Source organism: Exiguobacterium aurantiacum, from assembly GCF_024362205.1.
GTDB lineage: Bacteria > Bacillota > Bacilli > Exiguobacteriales > Exiguobacteriaceae > Exiguobacterium > Exiguobacterium aurantiacum_B.
On record NZ_CP101462.1, the window covers coordinates 949,712 to 974,827 of the forward strand.

The window sequence follows — 25,116 nt, forward strand, 5'->3', positions numbered from 1 at the left end:
CTTTTTCTTTTCTAAAATAGGAGTGCAGAGTTGTGTACGTTTCCGTTGCACACTTCTGCACTCCTATTTTGCACTACACAACGGCCTCAACACAAAAAACATAATATTAATTTTGGAGTAGATTTTAGTCTCACTGTTACGAGTGATACACCACGCTTTTATCGAAACTCCTTTAACGATAGTATTAAAAGATTGTTGAACAATGGCTTTATCAATAATTTTCAATGTCTTGAGTTTGCGAAGTGGTATATTTCTAACTATCAACCTTTAGTTCGAGAAGCAATAAAAAATAGATTTTTTTGTGTTTTGTTAGATGAAGCACAAGATACTAGTGTTGAACAGTTTGATATTTTAAACGAAATTTTTTTAGGAAATATCCCTTTTCAACGGTTTGGAGATCCTTGCCAATCTTTGTATACTATCTTTGGAAATGCAAAAGACGCTTGGGTTCCTTTTGAGGAAGAAATGGAAAGGATTGAAATTTCTGAAACTGTAAGGTTTGGAGAAGCTATAGCTAAGCATGTTCGTAATGTAGCCACTCGGGAATATAGTGAACTTGCTTCTATCAGTTTGAATCAGTCCTATTGCCCATATTTTATAACTTATAATTCAACTGAAGAGCTAGTGGAGAAATACGAGGAATTAATTAAGAGTACTACTAGTTCAAATGTTACGTACAAGTTGTCTAATAAGAAAGACTCAATAATTTCATTGAAGCATGAAGATTTAAAAGCCGTATTTGAGCATTATGAGAAAAGCAAAACTAATATTTCAACCTCTCAAAGTTTGGTAATCAAAATGTACAATGCCGTCGTCAAAATCATAGCACATGAGATGCATTCTTCTATTAAAGCATCAGAAGAATTGTTGAAGACGAGCCATGAAGTTCGAATTAAAATTGCCGAAGGTATAAAACGTGCGTATTCGTTCAATGAATTTGATTGTTTATTAGAGCAAATCGAGCATTTTTGTGAACAACCAATCTCTCATTCTCGAAAGGAAGAAATAGAGCTATTGTTAGAGGGTTCATTGTCGGATAATTCTAATTTTCTCGCTATAGAAGACTTAGAACAAGATATTTATATAGGGACCATTCATTCAGTTAAAGGCGAGACACACAGATCTACTTTACTACTATTGAATTCAACTCTAAAAAATCACATATTTGAAGTTTTACAATTATACTTTATTGGTGCAGGTATACCCGTGGAGGACTTAGCGGATGATATAAAAGATGAAGTAATTAAATTTTTGAAGTTAGCTTATGTGGCTTTTAGTAGACCTACGCATTTATTGGTTATTGGAATTGAAGAATCTCTTTTAACAGATGAGTACAAAACGAGTCTAGTACAGTACGGTTGGCAAGAACAAGATTAAAGAGTGTTGTTATAAATAAAACAATAATTCTTTTTATTTTCTCTAACCTATTTGCAACAAAATTGCTTTGTTAGTTTAGTCAAATAACCATACGAGGGCCAGAAGGGTTTTGAAGCTAACTTAATGAGAACGCATCGAACCTTGTTCGGAGGGTTCGATGCGTTTCTGGTTAAAGCTCTAGTCCCATCATGAACTTAATTCAATCACCACAAATTAAACAAATCCGCTACAATCGCATCACTTCCGTCTTGGAACATGAACAAGCCGAGGGCGATTAACAGACCTCCGATGACGAGTGTGCCGAACCGCATCAGTCCGTTCGTGTTCTTTTTAAATAGGCCGCGAATCACGAGCCCTCCACCGATCAACAGCATCAAGAAATACCAAAACCCCATAGCCATTCCTCCTTCGCCTGTAGTTGAGTTCAGTTTACATAAATTTTCCAGTACATACTGTAGGGCGTGAGACTGATTTAATCCTAGTCAAAGATGGGTACATTACCTCTATGTGTAAATAAAGGGGAGAGTGACTACTATGCGGAAAACCATCGTCATCGCGGGGGCGAGCGGCTATATCGGCTCGAACGTGATGGACCATTTAAAAGAAGAATATGACATCATCGCCTTGTCCCGCTCGACGAAGAATAAAGAAGATGAGGACCACATCACGTGGCGGTCGTGCGATTTGTTCTCGTATGAACAGACGCGTGAGGCGTGCGAGGGGGCGGACTATGCCATGTTCCTCGTCCACTCGATGATTCCGGACGGCGGATTGACGCAGGCAACGTTCGAAGACATGGACGCGCTCATCGCCGATAACTTCGCCAGGGCGACAAAAGCGAACGACATCGAACAAATCGTCTACTTGAGCGGCATCATTCCGAAAGAGTCGAAGACGTTGTCTCGTCACTTGAAGAGCCGGCTCGAGGTCGAACGGATTCTCGGCGGCCAAGGGGTGCCGGTGACGACGATTCGGGCCGGGCTCATCATCGGTCCAGAAGGCTCATCGTTCCCGATTCTCGCGAAACTCGTCAAACGGTTGCCGATCATGATCCTCCCGAACTGGACGAAGACGGAGACGCATCCGATCGATTTGCGTGAAGCCGTCCAAGCGCTCATCTCGGTCGTCGGGGCCGAGGCGCTGTACGACCATCATATCGATATCGGTGGACCGGAAGTGATGACGTATCGGAAGATGATTGAAGATACGGCTGACGTCATGGGCAAACGTCGCGTCATGATCGACTTCCCATTCCCGACCATCAAGTTGTCCCGCCTGTGGGTTATGGCCGTGACGGGTGAACCGAAAGACACCGTCTATCCGCTCGTCGAGAGCATGGGCCACGCCATGGTCGCGAAAGACACGACCGGCGTCAAACAAGGGGAGATTCCGTTCAAGGAAGCGGTTGAGCATGCGCTCGAAGAAGAAGAGAAACAGAAGTCAGGTGGCGGTAAGAAGAAAAAAGCACCGCAGCAATATACCGTCCGCTCGATTCAACGGTTCGGTCTGCCCGAGAACAAGTCAGCGCTTTGGATGGCCGACACGTATTTCGAGTGGCTCGGCCGGCTCGCGTATCCGCTCATCCAGACGACGAAAGAAGACGATGATTGGGAGATTGCGCTCCTCCGACCATCACTCGTCGCACTTCACCTGTCGCTCGAAGACGAGGCGACGGACGATATGGCCTCTTATGAAATCGATGGCGGCTTGTTCGCGAAGTTGACCGAGGACGACAAGACGGGCCGACTCGAGTTCAGACGGCTCCCGGAGTCGGACGAAGGGCTCGTCGCCATCCACGAGTTCGTGCCGGCGCTGCCATGGTGGTTCTATACGAAGACGCAGGCGAAAGCTCACCTCGTCGTCATGTGGCTGTTCGGCCGTCACGTCCGTCTGCTTGGGGAAGATGCGGATGAGGGCGATCAAGTCGTCGAGGCACCGACGAATTAACTTCATGTTCACACGAGAAGACAGGATCCCCTGTCTTCTTTTTTGTGGCCTTCCGTCACGGTCTCGGTCCGATTTTCAAAGTTGATTAGGCGGTAAGACTCAAAAACATAAATACATTGCATAACGAGGTATTAACGTGGGAAAATTAGGTAACGCTAATTGGAATATAAGTAGGGGGATTCTATGGAAATCGATAAAGAATTATTGAAAGGGCATATTGATACGATCATCTTGTCGTTGCTCGAAGATCGCGATATGTATGGCTATGAGATTGCGAAAGTCGTCCACGCTCGGACGGACGAAGCGTTCGAATTGAAAGAAGGGACGCTTTACTTGTCGCTGAAACGACTCGAGAAGAAAGGAAGCGTCGAATCGTATTGGGGCGACGAGCAAGGTGCCGGCGGGCGCCGGAAATATTACCGTGTGACGGCAGAAGGGCTGGCTGCGCTCGAACGGAAAAAGATGGAGTGGCGGGTAGTGAAGCAATTGATGGATTTATTTTTACACGAAGAAGGTGACTCGTTTGAAACACTTGGATGATTATGTTGACACGCTCTATCAAAACGCGGACCCGCGTCTTCAGGAGACCATCGACTTGAAAGAAGAGACGCGGACACATTTGGAACAATCAATCCGTGATTTGATGCTGACGGGCCGCTCCGAGACAGAAGCGACGCGAATCGCCCTCGATCGGTTCGGCGGGGCGGAACAGGCCGATTCCATCATCAAGACGATGCAGATTCAACAGAATCGTTTCGCCACACGGCTGTTCCACATCGGACTGGGCGTATTGTTGTCATCGATGATCGTGTTCATCGCTTCTTTATGGATTGGTGGCAAATATGATTTGACGTTCGCCGACGCAGTATACTTGAACGTCGCGGAGGCGGTGCCAATAGACGCGGAAACGGGACAAGCCATCTTACAGACAAGTGGTCTGATTCATGGTGTCTCGATGACCGCTACCGATACTCCCGGAGAAGCCGTATCGCTCTCGAAACGTTGGGCCGGCACGCTCGGCCTTATTTCAGACGAGCGCTCTTACCTTGAAAATGATGTGTTCACCGTAATCGACGTCGTCGACCCGCGCAAAATTGGTAGCATTCTCTTGTTGATAGGATTGACCGTCTATTACGTCTTGTCGACTGTCTGGGGGGTCATCACCTTACATACGCGCCAGCGATTGAACCTGCTTAGTTTGGCGCTGTTGCTCACGCTGAACGTGATTGGTTTTTGGATGGCGAATCGTGTTACATCGAAGGAGGAATAACGTATGAAGCAACTCATTCAACGAGAACTCACTAACATCTGGACCGTCCGTTCCATGCTTGTCTATGCGACCATCATCTTCATCGTGCCGCTCGTCCAGTTCATGACGATTCGGGAGCGGTATCAGTTTTTCGAGCCAATCGAAGTGTTTGAGGAGAGCGTCTCGACGATTCCGAGTATGTTGTTCCCCGTGCTCGCCATCTTGATTTTTTTACCGAACATCCTTGCCGAACACCGTCATCATTTCGTGACGTATACACGGACGCGCGTTGACCTATCGAAATATCTGTTCGTGAAGGGGCTCGTCAATGCGGTATTGAGCGGTGTCGTGCTCTTCCTCATGATTTTCGTGACCTTTTTGTTCGTCCTGTACATCGAGCCGATGCTTCATCTGGTCACGTATACCGACGTGACGGCAGGGGCGATTGTACCGCAGACGACGTTATCGTTTTTGGCGGACATCCATCCGTTGCTGTATGGATTCTCCTATGCCGTTTGGATTGGGTTGAATGGGGCGTTATACGCGACGATGGCCTATCTGTTCATGTTGACGCTTGAGAATGTGTTCGTCGCCATCTCACTCCCATTTTTGGCGTATCACATCTTGAATTTTGTCACGGGCATGGTTCAGTTGCCCCAGTTTTCACCGCTCAGCACGTTGTTCCCGTTCAACATCTCGGCGCAGCCGGTATGGACGATTTTTGTTCCGTTTCTAATTTTCGTGTCGCTTGTGGTTGGGATTTATGTCTTCCGGCTCCGTCCACGTCGCGAGTGGAGTTTTTAAGGGGGATGGGTCATGGTTGTTGAACGCTTGAGATATGAGTTTACGAAACGAATCTGGCTCCTCGCGCTCGTGATCATTTTGCTGTACAGCCTCGTCTTGAAGCGCGAGATGATGGAAGTGGTGCGCCTACAACAGACAAAGGTGAACATGTGGGATGGATTTTATGCGCTCATGAACGACATGTATCTATTGACGTATTTCGTGTTTCCGGTCATGTTGTTTCTATCGGTCGGCATCCTCATTCGGGAGAGCCGTCATGAAGTGTTTATTCGGGTCGCGACGCCTCGGGGCTGGGCTTACCGGACGTTGAAACTGTTTCTCGTCGAGACCACTCCACTGTTCACCGTCTTGTTCGTGCTCAGTTTGCTCATGACGATTGGATTGCCTTATGAAGGAGGATGGAGCGGCTATACGAAATGGATCGATGATGTGAATGCGACGAGCGTGTTACAGCAGCGATTCTCGATTCCTTTATCTCCGCTCCCGATGCAGTTGTTGTTGTGGCTTTTATTTGTTGTCACGGTCCATTTCTCGCTCGCGGGGGTATTTTTTCTCCATCAAAAGAAAGGTTGGCTATATACGCAGGCGATGGTAACTTTCTTCTTCGGTGTTTTTGGGTTTAAGGCGCTTCCGGAGGAGCTGAAGTTTTTGTCGCCGACGACGTATTTGTCGATCTCGATGACGTCCCTCTCCTATTCGAGTTTACTCGTCGCCACATTCGTCCTTATCGGTGTCGGCGCGGGGCAACATTTGATGTTCGGTCAGCTGACGACCTTGCAACGGATAGACTGGGGCAGGTGGAAAGATTACGGCGGCTATGTGATATATGGCGGTTTGGCACTATTGCATATTTCATATACCGTGATGATGTCTTCAAATGAATTCACAACAAGCAGCGAGCTCGTGACAATGACGTTCATCGGGGTGAATTCGGATTACTTTTCCTATCAGTCGCTCATGTCGTACTTGATTCTCTTCTTTGGGGCGACGTATATGAGTCAGGTTCGGATGCAGCGAGAACTGCAAGAAATTAGTCACTATAAGCTCATCCGCTATAAGAGTCCTCATCGCTGGTTCCATACGATCATTGTCCGAGAAGTGATGTTTTTCGTGGTGCTGATCAGCTGTCTGATCGGAGCGACGTTACTCGTCGGGCAGCTCATGCGCCTGGAGTTCGGCTTCGAAGGTGCGTTTGGGTACTCGCTCCCGACCGTGGTCACGTTTCTATTTGTCAGCACCGTGTTACAAGTACTTGTCTATACGTTGCTCTGCTTTATCGTGACTTGGTTGCTTCGAGAGGCGTATGCGGTGCCGATGGTATTGGGGGTATTATCAATCTTGCTATTCCCGAGCTTGAACGTCGGCTGGCTACCGGTCGGGATGAACGCTTTGGTCGTACTCGAGTCGCACTCGATCTTATACGTATTGTCCATATTAGCGGGAACGGTCATCTTATTGATGACGAGTGTGCACCTGTTGTTCAGAAGAAATTTACATGTCTAAAGGAGGATGACCATGTCTGCAGTGATTGAATTAAAAAATGTGACAAAGTCATATAAAGGAAATGTGTTGTTTGACGCAGTCGACTTATCGATTCAACCAGGACGGATCGTTGGAATCGTCGGACCAAACGGATCGGGAAAATCGGTACTTTTTAAAATGATGTGCGGGTTCGTCTTCCCGGATGTAGGTGAGGTGTACGTCCGAGAGAAACAGATGGGGAAGGACCATCGTTTTCCAGAGGACATCGGTATCATCATCGATCGTCCAGGCTATATTGCCAATAAGACCGGGTTTGAGAACTTGAATGAGTTAGCGCAAATCAAAAACAAGATTAGCGAAGAGACGATTCGGAAAACGATGTTGGTGTTGGGACTGAATCCGGATAATCAACAGAAAGTAAAAAACTATTCGCTTGGGATGAAACAGAAGCTTGCCATCGCGCAAGCCATTATGGAGAACCAACAGATTTTGATTTTGGACGAAGCGTTCAACGCGTTAGATCATGATAGCGTCCAATCGCTACGGGAGTTGTTACTCGCGTTTCGGGATGATGGAAAAACAATTTTGATGACGAGTCATAATCAAGAAGACATCGACTATCTGTGTGAGGATGTATATCGCATCAATCGAAGTAAGTTGGAGAAGATTGTATGAAAGGAGGAGCGGGCTCGTCGTCATGTGGCTGTTTGGCAGTCACGTCCGTCTGCTTAGGAAAGGGGCAGACGAGGGCGATCAAGTCGTCGAGGCACCGACGAATTAACTAAGGTGCATCCATCGCGTGATGGATGCACCTTTGGTTTTTTAGTAGGTAATGAACGTGTTAGATTTTATCTCATTTTATAATAGTTAATCAAATTTTTTCGTTTTCTTTGTAACGATTCAAGTGTTGCATTATTAAATCATGAAACGCCCTATTTTCTGACTTATTCAGTTCAGTCATCATTTGAGGGATAATGATGGCTTCGTTCATTTCATAGTATAAAAAGAGGTGATGGTCGTCTTCGCCAACAACTTTAATGGACTCCCATGCCACATCGGTTTTTTTAATCCCACTGACATAAGACGAAGTTACGTGAATCCCGGTTTCATGAAGGTGCAACGTCACGTCGCGCGGCCATCGCTTATCATTTTTATGAGCAGATTTAAGTTTGCGAAGCGTGACGAAATCGTAATACTTTCCTATAAGTGGTCTCATTAAAATGACGGGGATGATGGCTAAACACACTACAATAAGCTTAAATGTGTTCTCTGAATTCAGATAAAGATTATAAAAATAGAGAGACATCGGCAATATGATATGAAGAACGATAAAGCCGAACAGGAAGACCATCATGGCGAGTGCGATGGTTGTGATATTGTATCTAGCTTGGTGATGCTCGCTTCTCTTTAATGAGTCTTTCTGTAGAGCCATAAAATCTTCGAAAGTCAGTTGATACTTTATATTCATCGTGTCATCCTTTTTTGAGTAGAATTGTGTGACGGTTGCTTCTTATTGTTCTGTCTTTTAGTAAGTGATGCATGTTATGCATGTTGCTCAATTTTATCCCACTATTCATTTACTACGTGACGGTTCAAGTATTGATTTACTAACTTATAAAGTGTTTTGTTCTCAGTTTCAGTCAAAGAAGGGTTATTTTTCGGAAGAATAATCGCCTCAATGTCTTCGTAGTATAAAAAAAGATAGTTGTCGTCTTCACCCACATCTTTAATCGATGCCCAGGTCACATCCATGTTTTTGTTTATTTGATGATTAGAGGAATTCAGGTGTATCCCACTTTGATGGATATGTAATGTAATATTTCGTGGCCATCGATTTTCTTTTTTAAAAAGCAATCTATATAGAAATATCATGATCGTGTCATAAAACTTTTTAAAAAGTGGCCTCATAAAAATGACAGGTAAAATACTTAAGCATGCTGCAAGAATGAAATATAACGTTTCAGAAAACAAATAAATACTTTTAGGCAATATGAGAATCATGATAGCAAATGCTGACATGAAGACCATTGATATTAAGAGTGTCAATATGACGGTATATCCGATTTGATGTAACCTGATTCTTTTAAACGAGTCTTTCTGTAACGCCATAAAATCTTCGAAAGTCAGTTGATACTTTGTATTCATCGTGTTATCCCTCATTTTCTAAGTAACGCTGTAGACGTTTTTTTATACCATTCACATAGTGATTGTATTTATTGCCATCACGACTTACCTTTTTTTATGTGTTTCACTTTAGAATAACAATAACAAAGTATTTACTGTAATTTCCAATAAAGTTACCTTGGTCGTTCGAGTCAAGGTAATACGCTAAATAAAGTTGAACAATGGAGGATTGAATATGTCGATGACGATTCAATAAAGGACCACAGAAAAACGAATCAAGGCGTTCCGACATGCTGGTGTCACCGCACCAATTTTTCTTGGTGAAGGTGCGTGGCATGACGCATGGAAAGTGTCAAAAGACGGTCACGAACTGGTTTTGCGGATTCCGAAAGAAGTCGCTTACGGAAAGCCTGTTTTATTTGACTATGACGCACTGATGGCAGAGTATGCCGCTACGAAATTGTATTATCAGTCCGTGAATCATGCGGTTCAAGGGGCTGCTCCAGATTTTTATCAATTCTACGTGTCTGCTGATTTCACGTATACGTTAGAGTTATTCGGGGATGCCCCTCTTTCTTTACATGCAATGACGAAAGAACAAGCTTCGCAGGTGGGGGTGCAGGTCGGGGAGATTTATCGGAAAACCGATCAAATCCGACACGATGTCGAAGGATTAGGATATTTGATATGGACAGATGACAAGAAATTACAAGGTAGTTTGAACGGGGATCTTCACACTGTTCGTATTATGTGACGCACTGAAACAGTTCGCGACCTCTCGATTGATTGAAATATGAATTTGTTGTTGTACCCCGGTCACTCTTCGACGCATCCATCGCGATGCGTCTTTTTGTTTTGTCGATTGTGTTAACGTTTCGCCAGAGTCGTTTACAAAGGGCGGGGACAGGCGTACACTGAACTCGTTTTCGACCTAATGGAAAGAAGGAATGCAAGAATGGACAACTTCATGACATCACGCCAAGGATGGCAGAGAGATATCTCGGCTGGAATCACCGTCGGGGTCGTCGCCGTGCCGCTCGCGATGGCGTTTGCGATCGCCTCGGGCGTCGGACCAGTGTACGGGCTGTATACGGCCATCATCGCCGGCATCCTCGTCAGCCTATTCGGGGGCTCGACGTTCCAAATCGCCGGACCGACCGGCGCCTTCATCCCGATCGTCTCGGGCGTCATGCTCGCGCATGGCTACGAAGGGTTGCTCGTGACGACGTTCCTCGCCGGCTTACTCTTGTTCCTCATGAGCGTGCTCCGCGTCGGACGACTGATCCGCTTCATGCCGCGCGCCGTCACAATCGGGTTCACGGCCGGGATCGCCGTCGTCATCTTCGTCGACCAGCTCGATGAACTGTTCGGCATCTCGTTTCAGAAGGCGCCGCACTTCCACGAGAATTTACTGAAGCTCGTGACGTCGTTAAATGAAGCGAGCTTATGGCCTGTCTTCATTGCCGCCGTCGGTTTCTTGACGCTCTGGCTCGTACCGAAACTGCCTGTCAAATTGCCGCTTCTATTGATGGCGATGCTCGTCCCGACGTTCGTCAGTCTCGTCATCCCAGGGGAAGTCGCGACAATCGGTAGTGCCTATGGCGGCATCCCGAGCGGGTTGCCGGAGTTCAGCTGGCTCGCGATCGACCTCGATTTGATTGCGACGCTCCTTCCATCGGCGTTCGCTATCGCCTTCCTCGGGGCGCTCGAGTCGTTATTGTCGGGTGCGGTCGCGGACGGCATGGCCGGTACGAAGATGAACCCGGACAAGGAACTGTTCGGGCAAGGGCTCGCCAACGTCGTCGTCCCGTTCTTCGGCGGGATCCCGGCGACCGGCGCCATCGCCCGGACGGCGACGAACATTCAAGCCGGCGCCGTCAGCCGTCGCTCCGGCGTCATCCACGGATTGACGGTGCTCCTCGCCGTGCTCGTGCTGGCACCGCTCGCGAGCTACGTCCCGCTGGCCGCGCTCGCCCCGATCTTGATGCGCGTCGCTTGGAACATGTCGGAGCGGCACCACGTCTTCGAGATGCTCAAGCATCGGTCGGCCGAGTCGCTCGTCCTGCTGATCACGCTCGGGCTGACCGTGTTCGTCGATCTTGTCGTCGCCGTCGAGGTCGGGGTCATCTGTGCGCTCGCCTTGTTCGCGAAACGGATGGCCGATACGATCGACGTCCGCGAACAGACGGAACGGTATGTGACGCGCGACGGCCAAGTCGTCTTCAGTGTCGAGGGACCGCTCTTCTTCGGGGCGATCGAGATGTTCGAACACGTGTTGCATCATATCCATGACGAGCCCGACGTCTTCATCTTCAACTTCCACCGCTGTCCGGTCATCGATGTGACGGCCGTCGAAGAGATTCGCCGCGTCGTCCGGGAGTTGAAAGCGGCCGACCGTCGTGTCGTCTTCGCGCACTTGTCGGCACCCGTGCACCAGACGCTCACGCATTACGGCGTGCTCGACCACGTCGACACGTTCGAGACGACGCAGGAAGCGATCGACGCGTCTTAACGGACGGACAGAATCTGACCGAACGGAATACGGCGCACGTCCGTGTCGAACAGCTCGACTTCACGCTCGGCGTAATAGATGGCGTGGACGTAACCGCGCACGGTATGGGTCATGCCGTTGTCGAACAGCGTCAGCTCGACGGCATCGCCTTCACGGATGGCGCGCTCGAGCTCTGTCTGCCACAAGTAGAGCAACTGCTCATCCAAGTCAGGCAGCTCGATCTTTTGGACGTGGGCGTAATATTTCTTCAGGAGCGCCACGTGCTCGGGCATGAGGAACGGGATCCATTTCAATTCACCGCGGTCTTTGTAGCGGGTCTGGCTCATGACGATTCACCTCCTTGTTTATGTCCGCCGATGAGGCGTTGCCGCGTCCGGAGCGGACTGTCTTTCAATAAGCTCGACGCCGGGCGGATCGTGCCGCGGCCGAAGCGGACGTTCAAGCTATCGACGAGGTCGAGGAAGTCGAACCGGCGCGCCCGGGCCCACTCGTCCTCGAAGAACGACAGCTGAACGTGGTCGCTCCGGGGCTCGAGTTTGCCGAGGGCGACCGAGACGTAACGGACGGCCTCCGTCTCGTCCCACGCGTCGAGGAAGAGCGTCAACAACATCGGCAAGAACTCGCGCTCGTCCGCTGTGAAGCGGACGAGCTTTTTTTGTTTGCTGAAGCCGCGCCGTTCGCTCGTCCGGGTGTAGCGGACGCCGAGATGGACGCTACCGCCGACGAGTCCGGCCTGTCGCGTCCGCATGCCGACCTCGACGGCGATCGCCTGCAAGACGAGCCGGATGGCCGCATACGTCGTATAGTCTTTCATGAGCGTGATGCCGTGGCCAATCGTCCGGGGCCGTTGACGCTTCGCCCCGAACAATGAGCTCGGCGGGAGGATCGTCGGCGACTCGTCGATGCCCCAGGCGTGATGCCACAGCTCGGCGCCGATGACGCCGAACTTCTCATGGAGCATCTCGAGCGGATAGCGGGCGAGGTCGCCGATCGTGTCGATGCCGAGCCGCCGGAGATGGACTTCCATCTTCGCACCGACGCCCCACATCTTGCCGATCGGGGCCGGGTGGATCACCTTCTCGACATCGTGGAGGAAACAGCTGGCGACGCCCGTCTTCTTCCCATGCAGGTCGAGGACGAGCTTGGCGAGGACGTTGTTCGGCCCGATGCCGATCGTGACGGGGATGCCGGTGTAGCGGAACACGGTCGAACGGATGAGACGGGCGACGTGCGCATCGTTCCCGAACAGTCGCTCCGTCCCCGTCAAGTCGACGAGCGTCTCGTCGACCGAGTAGACGCGGATCGCCTCCGGGGGCGCGAACTGGTGCAAGATGTGGACGATTTGCACGGACACGTTCAAGTAATGGCTCATCCGCGCTTCGGCGTAGATGACATGACGCCGCTCGTGCCATGGCAGGCGGTCGATGTGGAACCGTCTAGAGCCGGTCTTGATGCCGAGCTTCTTCATCGGCGGCGTCGCGGCGAGGACGAGGGCGCCGTGGTCCTGTAGGTTCGATAAGACGATGAGCTTTGTCTTGTATGGGTTTAACTTGCGGGCGGCGCACTCACAGCTGGCGTAGAACGAGACGCTGTCGATACAAAAAATCCGACGTCGCATAGCCACCTCTCCTTTTTACGAACAAACGTTCTGTTTTTCTCATCGTATCATGGTCTCACGCCGTCTCAAATAGAAATCGAAAAAATTATTGGATAGAACATTTGAGAATTAATTTACAAAAAGTAATGGTTGCGTTTACAAGCCGGTGATATAGTGAAAGATGTTGGAACATTTTTGGAAAAAGGGGAAATGAACATGAAAACAGCCTTGAAATGGACGATTGCGACAGCGCTCGTATTACCAGGGACATTACCACTTCACGCACCGAACGTGCTCGCATCAGAGGACGTTGTAAAGCTCCGCTTCTTGGAGACGACAGACCTACATACGAACATCACGAACTACGACTATTTCCAAGACAAAGTCGACAACACGATCGGCTTGACGAAAGTCGCGACACTCATCAAACAACATCGTGCGGAAGCGGGAGCCGACAACACGTTCCTGTTCGATAACGGCGATACGATTCAAGGGACGCCGTTCGGAGATTACGTGCGGGAAGTACACCAAGGAAACCCGGGCACGTTCGAGCATCCGATGTACAAAGCGATGGCGGCGCTCGACTTTGACGCGGTCACACTCGGCAACCACGAGTTCAACTTCGGTCTCGAATTTTTATATGACGCGATGGAAGGGTCGAAAGGGAAGCTTCGTTTCGTCAACTCGAACGTCAAAGATCTAGAGGGGAACCCAATCGTTTCGAAGTTCAACGTTGACGGACAAGAGGTCCAAATCATCGAGCGGACGGTCACGGACACGGACGGGGAGACACATACGATCAAAGTCGGTGTGTTCGGCGTCGTGCCGCCAAAAATCATGTCGTGGGACTCGGGGAACTTGCAAGGCCGTGTGACGGCGGAGAATATCATCCCGTCGGCGCGTGAAGCGGTCAGCAAACTAAAAGCACAAGGCGCGGACGTCGTCGTTGCCCTCGCGCATTCGGGAATCGGCGAAAGTGCCGCACTCGCGGATGAACAACGTGACGATGAAGAGAATGTCGGCTACGCCCTCACGAAAATTGACGGGCTCGACATGGTCATGACGGGTCACCAGCATGGACGCTTCCCGGACGCGAAAGGGATGTTCGCCTCGTTCCCGAACGTCGATATGACGAAAGGGACGATTAACGGAAAGCCGGTCGTCATGGCGAACAACCAAGGGAAGGACTTAGGCGTCATCGACTTCGAGCTCGAGCAAGTTGACGGAGCATGGCGTGTCCTCGATGCGACGGCCAAACTCGACACGATCACGGCGAACACGCCGGTCGATGTCGAGATTCAAGCGATTATCGAAGACGACCACCTGGCCACGATCGATTACATCAACCGTCCGGTCGGCGAAATTCAAGATGACATCCAAAGCTATTTCGCGCTCGTCCGTGACGATTCGTCTGTGCAGTTCGTGACGAACGCGCAGAAGTGGTTCGTCGAGAAAGAGCTCGAGACGAACCCGGACCTCGCCCCATATAAAGGGTTGCCGCTCCTCTCGGCCGGTGCCCCGTTCAAGGCAGGCGGTCGCGAGTTGACGGATGCGGGTTACTATACGAACATTCCGAAAGGTCAAATCGCGCTCAAGAACGTGGCGGACTTGTACGTCTATCCGAACACGCTCGAAGTTGTTAAAGTGACCGGGCAAGACGTCATGGACTGGCTCGAGATGTCGGCTGGGGCGTACAAGCAAGTGAAAACGGACGGGGAACCGCTCTTGAACCTTGCATTCCGTAGCTACAACTTCGACATCTTGGACGGGTTGACGTATGAGATCGACGTGACGGGACCTGCGAAGTTTGATGTCGGTGGGAAGCTCGTCAACGCTTCAGCGAACCGTGTGAAGAACGTCGAATATAACGGTGAGCCAATCACGTTGGACCAAGAGTTCTTGGTCGCGACGAACAACTACCGTGCCGGTTCGAGTTCATTCCCAGGTCTTGGGGGCGGCAACAGCATCGTCTACCGTTCAGCGTACGAGACGCGTAACGTCATCTCGGACTATATTATCGCGAGCCGTGGCGCTGTCGATTATAAAGTCGATGATAACTGGAAAGTTGTCGCCGATGCGAAACGTCTCGCCACATTCGAGACGGCAGATGCCGGGAAACAGTATGTCGACTTATACGAAGGGATCGAAGCGACGGACGCGACACGCGTTGACGCGGCCGGACGTCTCTTCCGGTCATACACGATTGATCTCGATCCCGTGACAGAAGTCGAACAAGTCGAGCACGTTCTCTCGGTCGACACGATCAAGCCGGGTGCGAAAGTGGTGACGGGTGTCACGACGGCGAATGCGAACGTCACGTTGAAAGACGGACAGCGCGTGCTTGCTACTACGAAAGCGAAAGCGGACGGCACGTATACGTTATCTGTGAAACCGCTCAAACTTCGTCAAACCATGACGGTCGTCAGTGAACTCGATGGTCAAACGAAAGAAGAAACGAAAGTCGTCGGAGCCGGCCATGTCGGTGCCCCGGCTCTTCGATAATCAATGAACGAGCCCTCAGTTTTGAGGGCTTTATTTTGTGTCAAAAAAGTGAACAAAACCTCTTACGAAAAAAGGGGAACTACTGTATAATCAATCACGTAAGCGTTTACATTATATATGTAAAATATCGGGATTCATTTTTCGGGGCCGGTGGGGACCGGCTACATACGTTCAAAAGGGGACAGCACACATGATTACATTCTTTATTGCCTTGGCGATTCTATTCGTCGGGTACAAAGTGTACGGCAGCTACGTCGAGAAGACGTTCGGCATCAAGGAAGAGCGGACGACGCCTGCCTATGCGTCACAGGACGGCATCGACTACGTGCCGATGGGGAAAAAACGGAACTCGATGATTCAACTGTTGAACATCGCCGGCGTCGGACCGATTTTCGGACCAATTATGGGGGCGCTCTACGGACCGGTCGCGTTTCTGTGGATCGTCTTCGGATCGATTTTCGCGGGCGCTGTGCACGACTATTTGACGGGCATGATCTCGCTTCGCAACAACGGGGCGCACTTGCCGCAGCTCGCCGAGAAGTTCCTCGGTCGCTCGCTTCGCCACGTCGTCAACGGTTTCGCACTCTTACTCTTGCTTCTTGTCGGGACGGTGTTCGTCACGTCACCGAGTAACATGATCAACAACTTGTTCGACGGTAACGCGACGACACTCACAATCGTCATCTTCGGCATCTTTGCCTACTACATCTTGGCGACGCTGCTCCCGGTCGATAAGATCATCGGGCGCATCTACCCGTTCTTCGGGGCGCTGCTTATGATCAGTGCCATCGGGATTGCTGTCAGTCTGTTCGCACAAGGCTACAAGATTCCAGAAATGACGCTCACGAACATGCACCCGGACGGCTTGCCGATCTGGCCGCTCCTTTTCTTCACGATCTCGTGTGGGGCGCTCTCAGGCTTCCACGCCACGCAGTCACCGATCATCTCGCGGACGACGATGAAAGAGAGTAACGGCCGTGAAATCTTCTACGGCATGATGATCGTCGAAGCGGTCATCGCCATGATTTGGGCGGGTGCCGCGATGGCTATCTTTGAACCAGGCGAACTGCTCGGATTGATTCAAACCGGTACGCCGGCACTCGTCGTCCAAGAAGTGGCGACACTCATGCTCGGCAGTATCGGCGGCACACTCGCCATTCTTGGCGTCATCGTCTTACCGATCACGTCAGGGGACACGGCGTTCCGTAGTGCGCGGATGATCATCGCCGACTACATGAAAGTCGCGCAGAAGAAGTTCTCGTCACGTCTTTGGATCGCGTTGCCACTCTTCGCGATCTCATACGTGCTCACGAACATGGACTTCCAGATGCTCTGGCAATACTTCAACTGGGCCAACCAGACGACGGCGGTCATCGCCTTGTTCGTCGGTTCGATGTACCTCTACATCAAAGGGCGCAACCATTACATCGCGCTCATCCCGGGGACGTTCATGTTGTACGCCGTCTGGTTCTACATTTTGACGGCACCGATCGGCTTCAAGATGGATGGGGTCATCCCGTACGTCATCGCCACCATCGGGACGATCACGTTGCTCGTCTTGTTCCACATGCGCGCCAAAGCGATGCGGGCACAAAATATGGAATGTGACGTCCCGGTGAAGGATGTCGCATAATTCACAGACATGGGTCGCTTCGGCCCATGTTTTTGTTTGCAACAAAATCGGGAAATGACCATACTAGAGGAATAGATTTGAAAGGTGGGACCTGAATGGATCAAGAGAAGCTAAAAGACATGCTCCATGCCGACACGCTCGGGGAAGAGATTGCGAGCGCCATCACCCATGGGCTTGGTGTCATCTTCAGCATCGTCGCGCTCATACTGCTTGTCATGACGGCAACGGAGACGGGAAGCACAGGTAACGTCATCGCAGTGAGCGTGTTCGGGGCATCGATGATTTTACTGTACCTATTCTCGACACTCATGCATGCGATTCCACATCCCCGGGCGAAACGCGTGCTCCAAGTGTTCGACCATGCGGGGATTTACTTACTCATTGCGGGAAGTTATACGCCGTTCGCGCTCGTGTCGCTCAAAGGGACGCTCGGTTGGACATTGTTCGGAATCGTCTGGGGCGTCGCCGTGCTGGGGGTCGTCTGGAAACTGTTCTCGACGGGGAAATACATGTGGGTGTCGAACGTGACGTATCTCGGTCTCGGCTGGATTTGTCTCATCGCCATCCGTCCGCTGTACGAGTCGCTCGGTCATAACGGCTTCATGTTACTCCTTGCCGGAGGGATCGCCTATTCGGTCGGGATCGTCTTTTACATGTGGCAGAAACTGCCGTTCAACCATGCGATTTGGCATATGTTCGTCCTCGCTGGAAGTGTGCTCGTTTTCCTCAGTATTTTGCTTTATGTGGCACCGAATACAGGCCTTTGAAACGGACGTCCTAGGGGGCGTCTATTTTTTCTGAATATAAGGAAATGAAATGTTGAAAACGATTACAAAATTACAGACGAATTGACGTTTGTATGTCATAATAATTTCAGACATCGTCATAGAGATAGATGGGTGTAAACGTAAGGGGGAAAATCAGATGGAAAAAGTGTTGCGCGATGGATTTATCTACATGTCTCAAAACAAAACACTCAACAGTTTGGCTAAAAAATACGGACTTCGGTTCGGGGCTTCGCGCTTTGTGGCGGGGGAAGACTTCAAGACGTCGGTGCCGACGATTCGCGAATTGAATGCGAAAGGGCTATCGGTCACGGTCGACCATTTAGGGGAGTTCATCACGACGGTCGCGGAAGCGAACGAGAACCGTGATGAGATCATCCGAGCGATTGAAATTATGGCCGAAGAGCAGCTCGATGCCTACATGTCGCTCAAGCTGACGTCACTCGGGTTCGACATCTCGGACGAGTTGATTGAAGACAATATGCGTCAAATCTTGACGACGGCGAAAGAAGTCGGTGTGTTCGTCGCCATCGATATGGAAGACGAGGCACGTTGCGAGAAGACGCTCGACTTGTTCAAGAAATTGAAAACGGACTTTGAGGGCCTGGGGACGGTCATCCAGTCATACTTGTACCGCTCGGAAGATGACATCAATCATCTTGCGCCGCTCAAACCGAACCTTCGTATCGTCAAAGGGGCTTACAAGGAACCGGCGACGGTCGCTTTCCCGGAGAAAGAAGACGTCGACCATAACTACTTGAAGCTCGTCAAACTCCATCTGGCGAACGGGAACTACGCCTCTATCGCAACACATGACGACCATATGATCGATGCGGTCATCGAACATGTGAAACTGAACAATATCCCACTCGACCAGTTCGAGTTCCAAATGCTGTACGGCATCCGGGTCGAGCGTCAACTCGAACTCGTCCGTCAAGGCTATAAAGTCCGTGTCTACGTGCCATATGGCCGTGACTGGTACGGCTACTTCATGCGCCGCCTCGCGGAACGTCCGGCGAACGTCGCGTTCGTCTTAAAAGGAATGGTCAAGAAATGAAACAAGCACACGAGTTCAACGTGAACTCGTGTGCTTTTCTGTGTTCATATGTTTGTCGAGGATCCGCTCGATTTCACTCTGTTCAACTTCCGTGACTCCATCTTTCACTTTCGGGATAATCAACGCCTCATCTTCTTCGTAATAGAGGAAGCGATGCGTCTCGTTCTCGCTCACTTTGAGAATGGATGTCCATGGGACTTGCGTCGTTCGATGGACGTTTCCACGGACAGCCTGCATCTCGACGTGGGTATCAGAAAGCTGGAGGGTGACATCTTTTGGCCAAGTGTCCTGTTTGTTGAGGATACGACGGGTTTGCCAAAGGGCGAGTGGGGCATACAAATCTTTTAGCAACGGTCTAAGTAATAGCGCGAACAGCAGCCCGATTCCGACTGTAATCAATATAAAGATGATTGTCGATTCGGGGCGCGGTACGAGGTAGAAGGCAGCCGCATACCCGAGAGCGAAAAGCGGGAGACTCATAGCTCTCACCCACATGCTGTGAGCTCGTTTATATTGATTGGAATGGTGAATCATGTCGTTTTGGAACTCTAAAAAATCGTCAAGCGTCAGTTTATACGTGGTGACCATTGCATCTACTCCTTTGTGATTCGTGATAAATACGTCCTGGTTGAAGAGCTTTGTCGCTTAGAGTCTGATGCCTAAGTGTTTTTGTAGCAGATCATTCATTCGAATTCGCTCCGTCTCGTTCAGCATCTGGTTTTGCTTCGGGACGATAACCGCTTCCGCCGCTTCAATGAATATATAGTGATGGGTCTCGTCTTCGTTCACTCGTTCAATCGCTTCCCACGCGACTTGAACCCGTTTGTTAACGGCATTGTGGAGCGAATTGACTTCAATCCCGTTCTCATGGATTGACAAAGTGACATCACGTGGCCATTTCGAGTCCTGTCGAAGTATGGATCGCAACTGTCTCAACCTCATCGTGAAATATATTTTCTTGAAGAGCGGGAATAAGAGCAGCGCTGGGACCACAGCAGCACTGACGGCGAGTGCGAGGATGACAGGGGCGGAAAGCGTTTGCGGTAACCAGACGATTGCGAGGGCAAATCCGTAAAAGGCGGTCAGTGACATGAGTACGAGCGTGACAAGTATAGATCTTCGTTTATCGGGAACCGAGTTTTTGATGAAGTTCTTTTGTAACGTAAAAAAATCATCTTGTGTCAATCGGTAATGAATCATTTGGTAGTGGCTCCTTTCTTTCGTCTAAATGACAGGTTGACGCCTGCAGACAACGCTAACATAGGATGGATGATTTTTCCATACAAAAGACCCAGTGACTGAACACTGGGCCATCTGACAAGATTATCCGTTTACGACCGTCCCACCGTTAACGTGGATGACTTGACCGCTGACGTACGTCGAGTCGTCGCTTGCGAGATACACATAAGCCGGTGCGAGTTCCGCCGGCTGACCCGGACGTTTCATTTCGGCCGAGTCACCGAACGAGGCGACTTTGTCTGCCGGGAACGTTGAAGGAATGAGCGGTGTCCAAATCGGACCTGGTGCGACACCGTTGACGCGAATCTTCTTCTCGGCAAGGTTGCTCGCGAGCGCACGCGTGAACGACGTGATTGCACCTTTCGTCGACGAGTAATCGATCAACTGGTCGTTTCCTTGATACGCTGTGATGGACGTCGTATTGATGATGCTCGCGCCTTCGTTCAAATATGGAAGGGCGGCTTTCGTCAAATAGAACATGCTGAAGATGTTCGTGCGGAATGTCTGCTCGAGTTGCTCATCCGAGATGTCGAGAAGCGACTCCTGCGGATGCTGCTCGGCGGCGTTGTTGACGAGGATGTCCAAATGGCCGAACGTCTCGAGCGTCTCTTTGACGACATTTTGGCAGAAGTCCGAATCGCCGATGTCCCCTTGCAACAAGAGGCAGGCCTGACCGAGTTCTTCGATGCGTTCTTTCGTCGCCTCGGCGTCCTCGAGCTCGTTTTGATCTTTATAGACGATGACCGTATTCGCACCTTCATGGGCGAAGAAGATGGCGACCGATTTTCCGATACCGGAGTCGCCGCCTGTGATGATGGCAACTTTGTCTTTTAGTTTATCGCTTCCTTTATATCCTTCACGCTCATAGATTGGGAACGGCTCCATCTTCGAGTCGATCCCCGGTTGATGGGCCTGCTCTTGGCCGTCCTTTTTGAACGACTCAAAATCCTGTCGGTTCCCCACTGTGTTTAAACGATTCTCACTCATGTATACATTCCCCTTTCTAAAATTGACTCTTTGTGTCTATACCACACTCATCAAAATGTAATCGTCATCGGCGAAATTGGAACGAATTTGAAAAATGAACGCTTGCGAATGAATTGTCATTCATTTATGATAGAAGAGTAAACACGATGGTGATTGCGATTTTTTTTACGCTTGAAATGAATCACTATTCATTCTCATTGAGGGGGGAACAATATGACGAGTCACATCGAACAATCAGCCGACCTCCGTTTGACGAGCAACATCCGTTTTGCGGTCGTCATCGGTTCAGGAGTAATGGGGGCGGGAATTGCGGCTCACTTGGCGAACGCGGGGATTCGTTCGCTCATGCTCGACATTGTACCACGTGAATTGACGGCGAAAGAAGAAGCGAAAGGGCTCACGCTCGAGTCACCAGAAGTACGGAGCCGTATCGCTTCCGAGAACCGTCAGAAGCTATTGAAACAAAACCCGGCACCGCTCGCGACAACGGAGCACTTGAACTTCATCGACGTGGGGAACTTAGAAGATGATCTCGAGCGCTTGAAGGAAGCGGACTGGGTCATCGAAGTCGTCGTCGAACGGCTCGACGTGAAACAGCAACTGTTCGAAAAAATCGCACCTTACATCCGTGAAGACGCGATTCTCAGCTCGAACACGTCCGGTATCTCGATTGAGGCGATGGCAAGCGTATTGCCGGAAGGATTGAAGGCACGTTTCCTCGGGACACACTTCTTCAACCCACCGCGTTATTTGAAACTGCTCGAACTCATCCCGACGGAGAAGACGGCGCGCCCGGTCATCGATTTCATGGGCCGCTTCGCTGAGGACCGTCTCGGGAAAGGCGTCGTCGAAGCGAAAGACACGCCGAACTTCATCGGCAACCGCATCGGCACGTACGGCCTACTCGTCACGTTCGAAGAGATGCTCAAGCAGAACGCCTCGATCGGCGAAATGGACTCGATCACCGGACCACTCATCGGCCGGCCAAAATCGGCGACATTCCGCACGCTCGACGTCGTCGGCATCGACACGTTCGTCCACGTCGCCGGAAACGTCTATGAGACGCTCGACGCCGGTGACGAGAAGGACACGTTCGACGTCCCTGCTGAAATGAAGACACTCGTCGAGAAGGGCTGGATCGGTCAAAAGGCCGGACAAGGCTTCTATAAGAAAGACGGGAAAGTCATCCAAGAACTGAATCTCGAGACGTTCGAATACGAACAATTGAAAGCGATTAAAGGTCCGGAACTCGATCAAATCAAGTCGCTCCCAGGCTCAAAAGCGAAGCTGAAAGGTGCCATCTTGAACAAAGGACGCATCGGACAACTGCTCTGGCCGGTCACGGCGAAGACACTCGTCTACTCGGCTCGTCTCACAGGCGAAATCAGTGATTCAATCGTCGCCATCGATGACGCGATGAAGTGGGGCTTCGGCTGGAAGTTCGGACCGTTCGAGACATGGGACGCACTCGGTGTCGAGAAATCGGTCGCCCGCATGAAAGCGGAAGGCTATGACGTCCCGGCGTGGATCGAAGAGATGCTCGCTGCCGGACACACATCCTTCTATAAGGGAGACCAGTATTACGACCAAGCGTCACAGACGTACGTTGAGAAGACCGTCAACCCGAAAGAAGTGAAGCTCGCACCGCTCGCCAAGTCGAACGGAATCGTGCTCGAGAATGGTGGGGCCCGCCTCATCGATATCGGAGACGACGTCGTCGCCCTCGAGTTCACGTCACCGAACAATGCGATTGGTGTCGACATCATGCAGATGATCGAACAGTCGATTGACCTCGTCGAAACCGACTTCAAAGGACTCGTCCTCGCCAACGACGGCAAAAACTTCTGTGTCGGTGCCAACCTCGCGATGATGCTCATGGAAGCGGAAGACGAGAACTGGTACGAGCTCGACTGGATCATCAACAAGTTCCAACAAGTCGTCCAAAAGATTCGCTACGCGGGTCGCCCGGTCGTCGTCGCGCCTTACGGCATGACGCTCGGCGGCGGGACAGAGATCAGCTTGCCGGCCGCACGCATGCAGACGGCGCTCGAGACATATATGGGTCTCGTCGAAGTCGGTGTCGGCCTCATCCCAGGTGGGGGCGGAAACCTCAACACGTACCGTCGCCTCCTCGAGCAGACGCCGAAGTCGATGCAAAACATCGAGAAAGCGGCGCAACAGACGTTCGAGAACATCGCCATGGCGAAAGTATCGAAGTCGGCCTATGACGCGAAAGCGCTCGGCTATCACCGTCCGGTCGACGGCATCTCGATGAACCGCGACCACTTGACGTTCGACGCGAAACAGACGGTGCTCGGTCTCGCTGACGGCTACACGGCACCGGTGCGTGAGAAGTTGCCGGTCGTCGGTCAAACGGGGAAAGCGACGCTCGAACTCGCGGCGTACGAGATGTTCTACGGTGGCTATATCTCTGAACACGATTTGAAGATCGCGAAAAAACTTGCCCACGTCATCAGCGGCGGCGATTTGGCATATGGCACGATGGTCGACGAGCAGTACTTCCTCGACATCGAGCGCGAGGCGTTCCTAAGCCTCATCGGGGAACCGAAATCGCAGCAACGAATGCAACATATGCTCGTCAAAGGCAAGCCACTTCGGAACTGACAAAAGGGGGACTTAACAGATGAGAGAAGCAGTCATCGTGGCCGGCGCACGGACGCCGGTCGGAAAAGCAAAACGTGGTTCGTTCCGAAACGTTCGCTCGGACGAACTCGCGGGTCATGCGATTAAAGCGACGCTCGAACGGTCTGGCTACACGGGACCAATCGACGACGTCATCATGGGGTGCGCCATGCCGGAAGCGGAACAAGGGATGAACATCGCCCGTTACGCGGCCGTACGAGGTGGTTTGTCGCACGAAGTACCGGCCATCACCATCAACCGGTACTGCTCGTCCGGTCTTCAAGCAATCGCTGACGCGGCAGCGAAAATCATGATCGGCCAAGCGACGGCGGTCATCGCCGGCGGTATGGAATCGATGAGTCTCGTCCCAATGGGCGGCCACGTCATCCGTCCGAACCCGACGATCATGGAGACGGCGCCGGAATACTATATGAGCATGGGCCATACGGCAGAACGTGTCGCGGCCGAATATAACATCTCGCGTGAAGACCAGGACTTGTTCGCCATCGACAGCCATCAGAAAGCGGCGGCAGCGATCGCCGGCGGCAAGTTCGAAGAAGAGATCGTCCCGGTCACGGTCGTCGAGCAAATGCTCGGCGAGGACGGGAAAGTCGCGGAACGTGAACTTGTCGTCAAACATGACGAAGGCGTCCGGGCCGACTCGACGCTCGAGGCGCTTGGTAAACTGCGTCCGGCGTTCAAAATCAAGGGATCGGTGACGGCGGGGAACGCGTCACAAGTATCAGATGGCGCAGCGGCCGTGCTCGTCATGGAGCGCGCAGAAGCGGAACGTCAAGGTTTGAAACCGATGGCGAAATTCCTCTCGTTCGCGGTCGGCGGTGTCCGTCCGGAAGTGATGGGAATCGGACCAGTCGTCGCCATCCCGAAAGCGCTCGAGATGGCCGGCGTGAAATTGGAAGAGGTCGGATTGTTCGAATTGAACGAGGCGTTCGCGAGCCAATCGCTCGGCGTCATCCGTGAACTCGGCATCGACCCGTCGAAAGTGAACGTCAACGGCGGCGCGATCGCCCTCGGGCATCCGCTCGGTTGCACGGGCGCGAAACTCGCGGTCTCGATCTTGCATGAGATGAAACGGCGCAATGAAAAGTATGGGGTTGTGACGATGTGCATCGGTGGCGGAATGGGTGCTGCTGGAGTCTTCGAATTACTATAAGGGG

General features: G+C 51.1%; 23 protein-coding genes. 15 read left to right on the plus strand and 8 right to left on the minus strand.

All coding sequences use genetic code 11. The annotated features are described in order from the left end of the window. Nucleotides 1–195 precede the first annotated feature (195 nt). The gene (locus NMQ00_RS04985; protein ID WP_255178196.1) at nucleotides 196–1,377 is read left to right on the plus strand and encodes a UvrD-helicase domain-containing protein; all 1,182 of its coding nucleotides are present in this window, start codon (nucleotides 196–198) and stop codon (nucleotides 1,375–1,377) included. Between the two features lie 203 nt (nucleotides 1,378–1,580). Here NMQ00_RS04985 and NMQ00_RS04990 read toward each other — a convergent pair whose 3' ends face one another. Further along, on the minus strand, nucleotides 1,581–1,772 hold the full coding sequence (locus tag NMQ00_RS04990) for a hypothetical protein (RefSeq protein WP_034778504.1): 192 nt from the start codon (nucleotides 1,770–1,772) through the stop codon (nucleotides 1,581–1,583). Between the two features lie 139 nt (nucleotides 1,773–1,911). On the opposite strand from NMQ00_RS04990, the gene NMQ00_RS04995 reads away from it, so the two are divergent. From NMQ00_RS04995 to NMQ00_RS05020, 6 genes are all read left to right on the plus strand, one after another. Beyond that, nucleotides 1,912–3,324: an NAD-dependent epimerase/dehydratase family protein gene (locus tag NMQ00_RS04995; protein ID WP_255178197.1), complete on the plus strand. Its 1,413-nt coding sequence runs from the start codon at nucleotides 1,912–1,914 to the stop codon at nucleotides 3,322–3,324. A 183-nt stretch (nucleotides 3,325–3,507) separates the two neighbouring features. Continuing rightward, nucleotides 3,508–3,864: a PadR family transcriptional regulator gene (locus tag NMQ00_RS05000; protein WP_255178198.1), complete on the plus strand. Its 357-nt coding sequence runs from the start codon at nucleotides 3,508–3,510 to the stop codon at nucleotides 3,862–3,864. Next, nucleotides 3,839–4,594 (plus strand): permease prefix domain 1-containing protein, encoded by a 756-nt coding sequence (locus NMQ00_RS05005; RefSeq protein WP_255178199.1) that lies wholly within the window; start codon nucleotides 3,839–3,841, stop codon nucleotides 4,592–4,594. Before NMQ00_RS05000 ends, NMQ00_RS05005 begins: the two co-directional genes overlap by 26 nt. 3 nt (nucleotides 4,595–4,597) lie before the next feature. Continuing rightward, nucleotides 4,598–5,377 carry an ABC transporter permease gene (locus NMQ00_RS05010; protein WP_255178200.1) on the plus strand — a complete coding sequence of 260 codons (780 nt, stop codon included), beginning with the start codon at nucleotides 4,598–4,600 and terminating at the stop codon, nucleotides 5,375–5,377. 12 nt (nucleotides 5,378–5,389) lie between these two features. Then, nucleotides 5,390–6,880 (plus strand): hypothetical protein, encoded by a 1,491-nt coding sequence (locus NMQ00_RS05015; protein WP_255178201.1) that lies wholly within the window; start codon nucleotides 5,390–5,392, stop codon nucleotides 6,878–6,880. A gap of 12 nt (nucleotides 6,881–6,892) precedes the next feature. Next, on the plus strand, nucleotides 6,893–7,534 hold the full coding sequence (locus tag NMQ00_RS05020; protein WP_255178202.1) for an ABC transporter ATP-binding protein: 642 nt from the start codon (nucleotides 6,893–6,895) through the stop codon (nucleotides 7,532–7,534). 196 nt (nucleotides 7,535–7,730) lie between these two features. On the opposite strand, the gene NMQ00_RS05025 is transcribed toward NMQ00_RS05020, so the two are convergent. Both NMQ00_RS05025 and NMQ00_RS16360 read right to left on the minus strand, forming a co-directional pair. Continuing rightward, a complete protein-coding gene (locus tag NMQ00_RS05025) occupies nucleotides 7,731–8,327 on the minus strand; it encodes a YcxB family protein (RefSeq protein WP_255178203.1) in 597 nt (198 codons plus the stop codon). A gap of 101 nt (nucleotides 8,328–8,428) precedes the next feature. Then, nucleotides 8,429–9,019 carry a YcxB family protein gene (locus tag NMQ00_RS16360; RefSeq protein WP_369696453.1) on the minus strand — a complete coding sequence of 197 codons (591 nt, stop codon included), beginning with the start codon at nucleotides 9,017–9,019 and terminating at the stop codon, nucleotides 8,429–8,431. A gap of 313 nt (nucleotides 9,020–9,332) precedes the next feature. Between NMQ00_RS16360 and NMQ00_RS05030 the strand changes: the two genes are divergently transcribed. Both NMQ00_RS05030 and NMQ00_RS05035 read left to right on the plus strand, forming a co-directional pair. Continuing rightward, nucleotides 9,333–9,737 (plus strand): hypothetical protein, encoded by a 405-nt coding sequence (locus NMQ00_RS05030; protein WP_255178204.1) that lies wholly within the window; start codon nucleotides 9,333–9,335, stop codon nucleotides 9,735–9,737. Nucleotides 9,738–9,950: 213 nt separating this feature from the next. After that, complete coding sequence (locus NMQ00_RS05035) at nucleotides 9,951–11,495, plus strand: SulP family inorganic anion transporter (RefSeq protein WP_255178205.1); 1,545 nt, start codon at nucleotides 9,951–9,953, stop codon at nucleotides 11,493–11,495. On the opposite strand, the gene NMQ00_RS05040 is transcribed toward NMQ00_RS05035, so the two are convergent. Together NMQ00_RS05040 and NMQ00_RS05045 are read right to left on the minus strand one after the other, a co-directional pair. After that, a complete protein-coding gene (locus tag NMQ00_RS05040) occupies nucleotides 11,492–11,821 on the minus strand; it encodes a YolD-like family protein (protein WP_131437869.1) in 330 nt (109 codons plus the stop codon). The genes NMQ00_RS05035 and NMQ00_RS05040 overlap by 4 nt on opposite strands. Beyond that, the gene (locus NMQ00_RS05045; RefSeq protein ID WP_255178206.1) at nucleotides 11,818–13,113 is read right to left on the minus strand and encodes a Y-family DNA polymerase; all 1,296 of its coding nucleotides are present in this window, start codon (nucleotides 13,111–13,113) and stop codon (nucleotides 11,818–11,820) included. The genes NMQ00_RS05040 and NMQ00_RS05045 overlap by 4 nt, the downstream gene beginning before the upstream one ends. 195 nt (nucleotides 13,114–13,308) lie before the next feature. Here NMQ00_RS05045 and NMQ00_RS05050 point away from each other — a divergent pair, with 195 nt between their 5' ends. The 4 genes from NMQ00_RS05050 to NMQ00_RS05065 all read left to right on the plus strand — a co-directional run bounded on the left by NMQ00_RS05050 (nucleotide 13,309) and on the right by NMQ00_RS05065 (nucleotide 19,069). Continuing rightward, nucleotides 13,309–15,594, plus strand: a complete 2,286-nt coding sequence (locus NMQ00_RS05050) for a bifunctional 2',3'-cyclic-nucleotide 2'-phosphodiesterase/3'-nucleotidase (RefSeq protein ID WP_255178207.1) — start codon at nucleotides 13,309–13,311, stop codon at nucleotides 15,592–15,594. Nucleotides 15,595–15,784: 190 nt separating this feature from the next. Next, nucleotides 15,785–17,227, plus strand: a complete 1,443-nt coding sequence (locus NMQ00_RS05055; RefSeq protein WP_255178208.1) for a carbon starvation CstA family protein — start codon at nucleotides 15,785–15,787, stop codon at nucleotides 17,225–17,227. A gap of 95 nt (nucleotides 17,228–17,322) precedes the next feature. After that, nucleotides 17,323–17,994, plus strand: a complete 672-nt coding sequence (gene trhA, locus NMQ00_RS05060) for a PAQR family membrane homeostasis protein TrhA (protein WP_255178209.1) — start codon at nucleotides 17,323–17,325, stop codon at nucleotides 17,992–17,994. A 157-nt stretch (nucleotides 17,995–18,151) separates the two neighbouring features. Then, nucleotides 18,152–19,069: a proline dehydrogenase family protein gene (locus NMQ00_RS05065; protein ID WP_255178210.1), complete on the plus strand. Its 918-nt coding sequence runs from the start codon at nucleotides 18,152–18,154 to the stop codon at nucleotides 19,067–19,069. A 15-nt stretch (nucleotides 19,070–19,084) separates the two neighbouring features. On the opposite strand, the gene NMQ00_RS05070 is transcribed toward NMQ00_RS05065, so the two are convergent. From NMQ00_RS05070 to NMQ00_RS05080, 3 genes are all read right to left on the minus strand, one after another. Continuing rightward, nucleotides 19,085–19,657 (minus strand): YcxB family protein, encoded by a 573-nt coding sequence (locus NMQ00_RS05070; protein ID WP_255178211.1) that lies wholly within the window; start codon nucleotides 19,655–19,657, stop codon nucleotides 19,085–19,087. Between the two features lie 57 nt (nucleotides 19,658–19,714). Further along, complete coding sequence (locus tag NMQ00_RS05075; protein WP_255178212.1) at nucleotides 19,715–20,269, minus strand: YcxB family protein; 555 nt, start codon at nucleotides 20,267–20,269, stop codon at nucleotides 19,715–19,717. Between the two features lie 123 nt (nucleotides 20,270–20,392). Then, the gene (locus tag NMQ00_RS05080; protein WP_255178213.1) at nucleotides 20,393–21,295 is read right to left on the minus strand and encodes an SDR family oxidoreductase; all 903 of its coding nucleotides are present in this window, start codon (nucleotides 21,293–21,295) and stop codon (nucleotides 20,393–20,395) included. A gap of 213 nt (nucleotides 21,296–21,508) precedes the next feature. Here NMQ00_RS05080 and NMQ00_RS05085 point away from each other — a divergent pair, with 213 nt between their 5' ends. Together NMQ00_RS05085 and NMQ00_RS05090 are read left to right on the plus strand one after the other, a co-directional pair. Then, nucleotides 21,509–23,920: a 3-hydroxyacyl-CoA dehydrogenase/enoyl-CoA hydratase family protein gene (locus tag NMQ00_RS05085; RefSeq protein WP_255178214.1), complete on the plus strand. Its 2,412-nt coding sequence runs from the start codon at nucleotides 21,509–21,511 to the stop codon at nucleotides 23,918–23,920. Between the two features lie 19 nt (nucleotides 23,921–23,939). Further along, nucleotides 23,940–25,112: an acetyl-CoA C-acetyltransferase gene (locus NMQ00_RS05090; RefSeq protein WP_255178215.1), complete on the plus strand. Its 1,173-nt coding sequence runs from the start codon at nucleotides 23,940–23,942 to the stop codon at nucleotides 25,110–25,112. The last annotated feature ends 4 nt before the right edge of the window (nucleotides 25,113–25,116 follow it).

What these genes read in the sequence shown, in the direction of transcription:
- NMQ00_RS04990 (WP_034778504.1), bottom strand. Translation starts at nt 1,772, where the DNA reads ATGGGGTTTTGGTATTTCTTGATGCTGTTGATCGGTGGAGGGCTCGTG.
- NMQ00_RS04995 (WP_255178197.1), top strand. Translation starts at nt 1,912, where the DNA reads ATGCGGAAAACCATCGTCATCGCGGGGGCGAGCGGCTATATCGGCTCG.
- NMQ00_RS05000 (WP_255178198.1), top strand. Translation starts at nt 3,508, where the DNA reads ATGGAAATCGATAAAGAATTATTGAAAGGGCATATTGATACGATCATC.
- NMQ00_RS05010 (WP_255178200.1), top strand. Translation starts at nt 4,598, where the DNA reads ATGAAGCAACTCATTCAACGAGAACTCACTAACATCTGGACCGTCCGT.
- NMQ00_RS05015 (WP_255178201.1), top strand. Translation starts at nt 5,390, where the DNA reads ATGGTTGTTGAACGCTTGAGATATGAGTTTACGAAACGAATCTGGCTC.
- NMQ00_RS05020 (WP_255178202.1), top strand. Translation starts at nt 6,893, where the DNA reads ATGTCTGCAGTGATTGAATTAAAAAATGTGACAAAGTCATATAAAGGA.
- NMQ00_RS05025 (WP_255178203.1), bottom strand. Translation starts at nt 8,327, where the DNA reads ATGAATATAAAGTATCAACTGACTTTCGAAGATTTTATGGCTCTACAG.
- NMQ00_RS16360 (WP_369696453.1), bottom strand. Translation starts at nt 9,019, where the DNA reads ATGAGGGATAACACGATGAATACAAAGTATCAACTGACTTTCGAAGAT.
- NMQ00_RS05035 (WP_255178205.1), top strand. Translation starts at nt 9,951, where the DNA reads ATGACATCACGCCAAGGATGGCAGAGAGATATCTCGGCTGGAATCACC.
- NMQ00_RS05040 (WP_131437869.1), bottom strand. Translation starts at nt 11,821, where the DNA reads ATGAGCCAGACCCGCTACAAAGACCGCGGTGAATTGAAATGGATCCCG.
- NMQ00_RS05045 (WP_255178206.1), bottom strand. Translation starts at nt 13,113, where the DNA reads ATGCGACGTCGGATTTTTTGTATCGACAGCGTCTCGTTCTACGCCAGC.
- NMQ00_RS05050 (WP_255178207.1), top strand. Translation starts at nt 13,309, where the DNA reads ATGAAAACAGCCTTGAAATGGACGATTGCGACAGCGCTCGTATTACCA.
- NMQ00_RS05055 (WP_255178208.1), top strand. Translation starts at nt 15,785, where the DNA reads ATGATTACATTCTTTATTGCCTTGGCGATTCTATTCGTCGGGTACAAA.
- trhA (WP_255178209.1), top strand. Translation starts at nt 17,323, where the DNA reads ATGGATCAAGAGAAGCTAAAAGACATGCTCCATGCCGACACGCTCGGG.
- NMQ00_RS05065 (WP_255178210.1), top strand. Translation starts at nt 18,152, where the DNA reads ATGGAAAAAGTGTTGCGCGATGGATTTATCTACATGTCTCAAAACAAA.
- NMQ00_RS05070 (WP_255178211.1), bottom strand. Translation starts at nt 19,657, where the DNA reads ATGGTCACCACGTATAAACTGACGCTTGACGATTTTTTAGAGTTCCAA.
- NMQ00_RS05075 (WP_255178212.1), bottom strand. Translation starts at nt 20,269, where the DNA reads ATGATTCATTACCGATTGACACAAGATGATTTTTTTACGTTACAAAAG.
- NMQ00_RS05080 (WP_255178213.1), bottom strand. Translation starts at nt 21,295, where the DNA reads ATGAGTGAGAATCGTTTAAACACAGTGGGGAACCGACAGGATTTTGAG.
- NMQ00_RS05085 (WP_255178214.1), top strand. Translation starts at nt 21,509, where the DNA reads ATGACGAGTCACATCGAACAATCAGCCGACCTCCGTTTGACGAGCAAC.
- NMQ00_RS05090 (WP_255178215.1), top strand. Translation starts at nt 23,940, where the DNA reads ATGAGAGAAGCAGTCATCGTGGCCGGCGCACGGACGCCGGTCGGAAAA.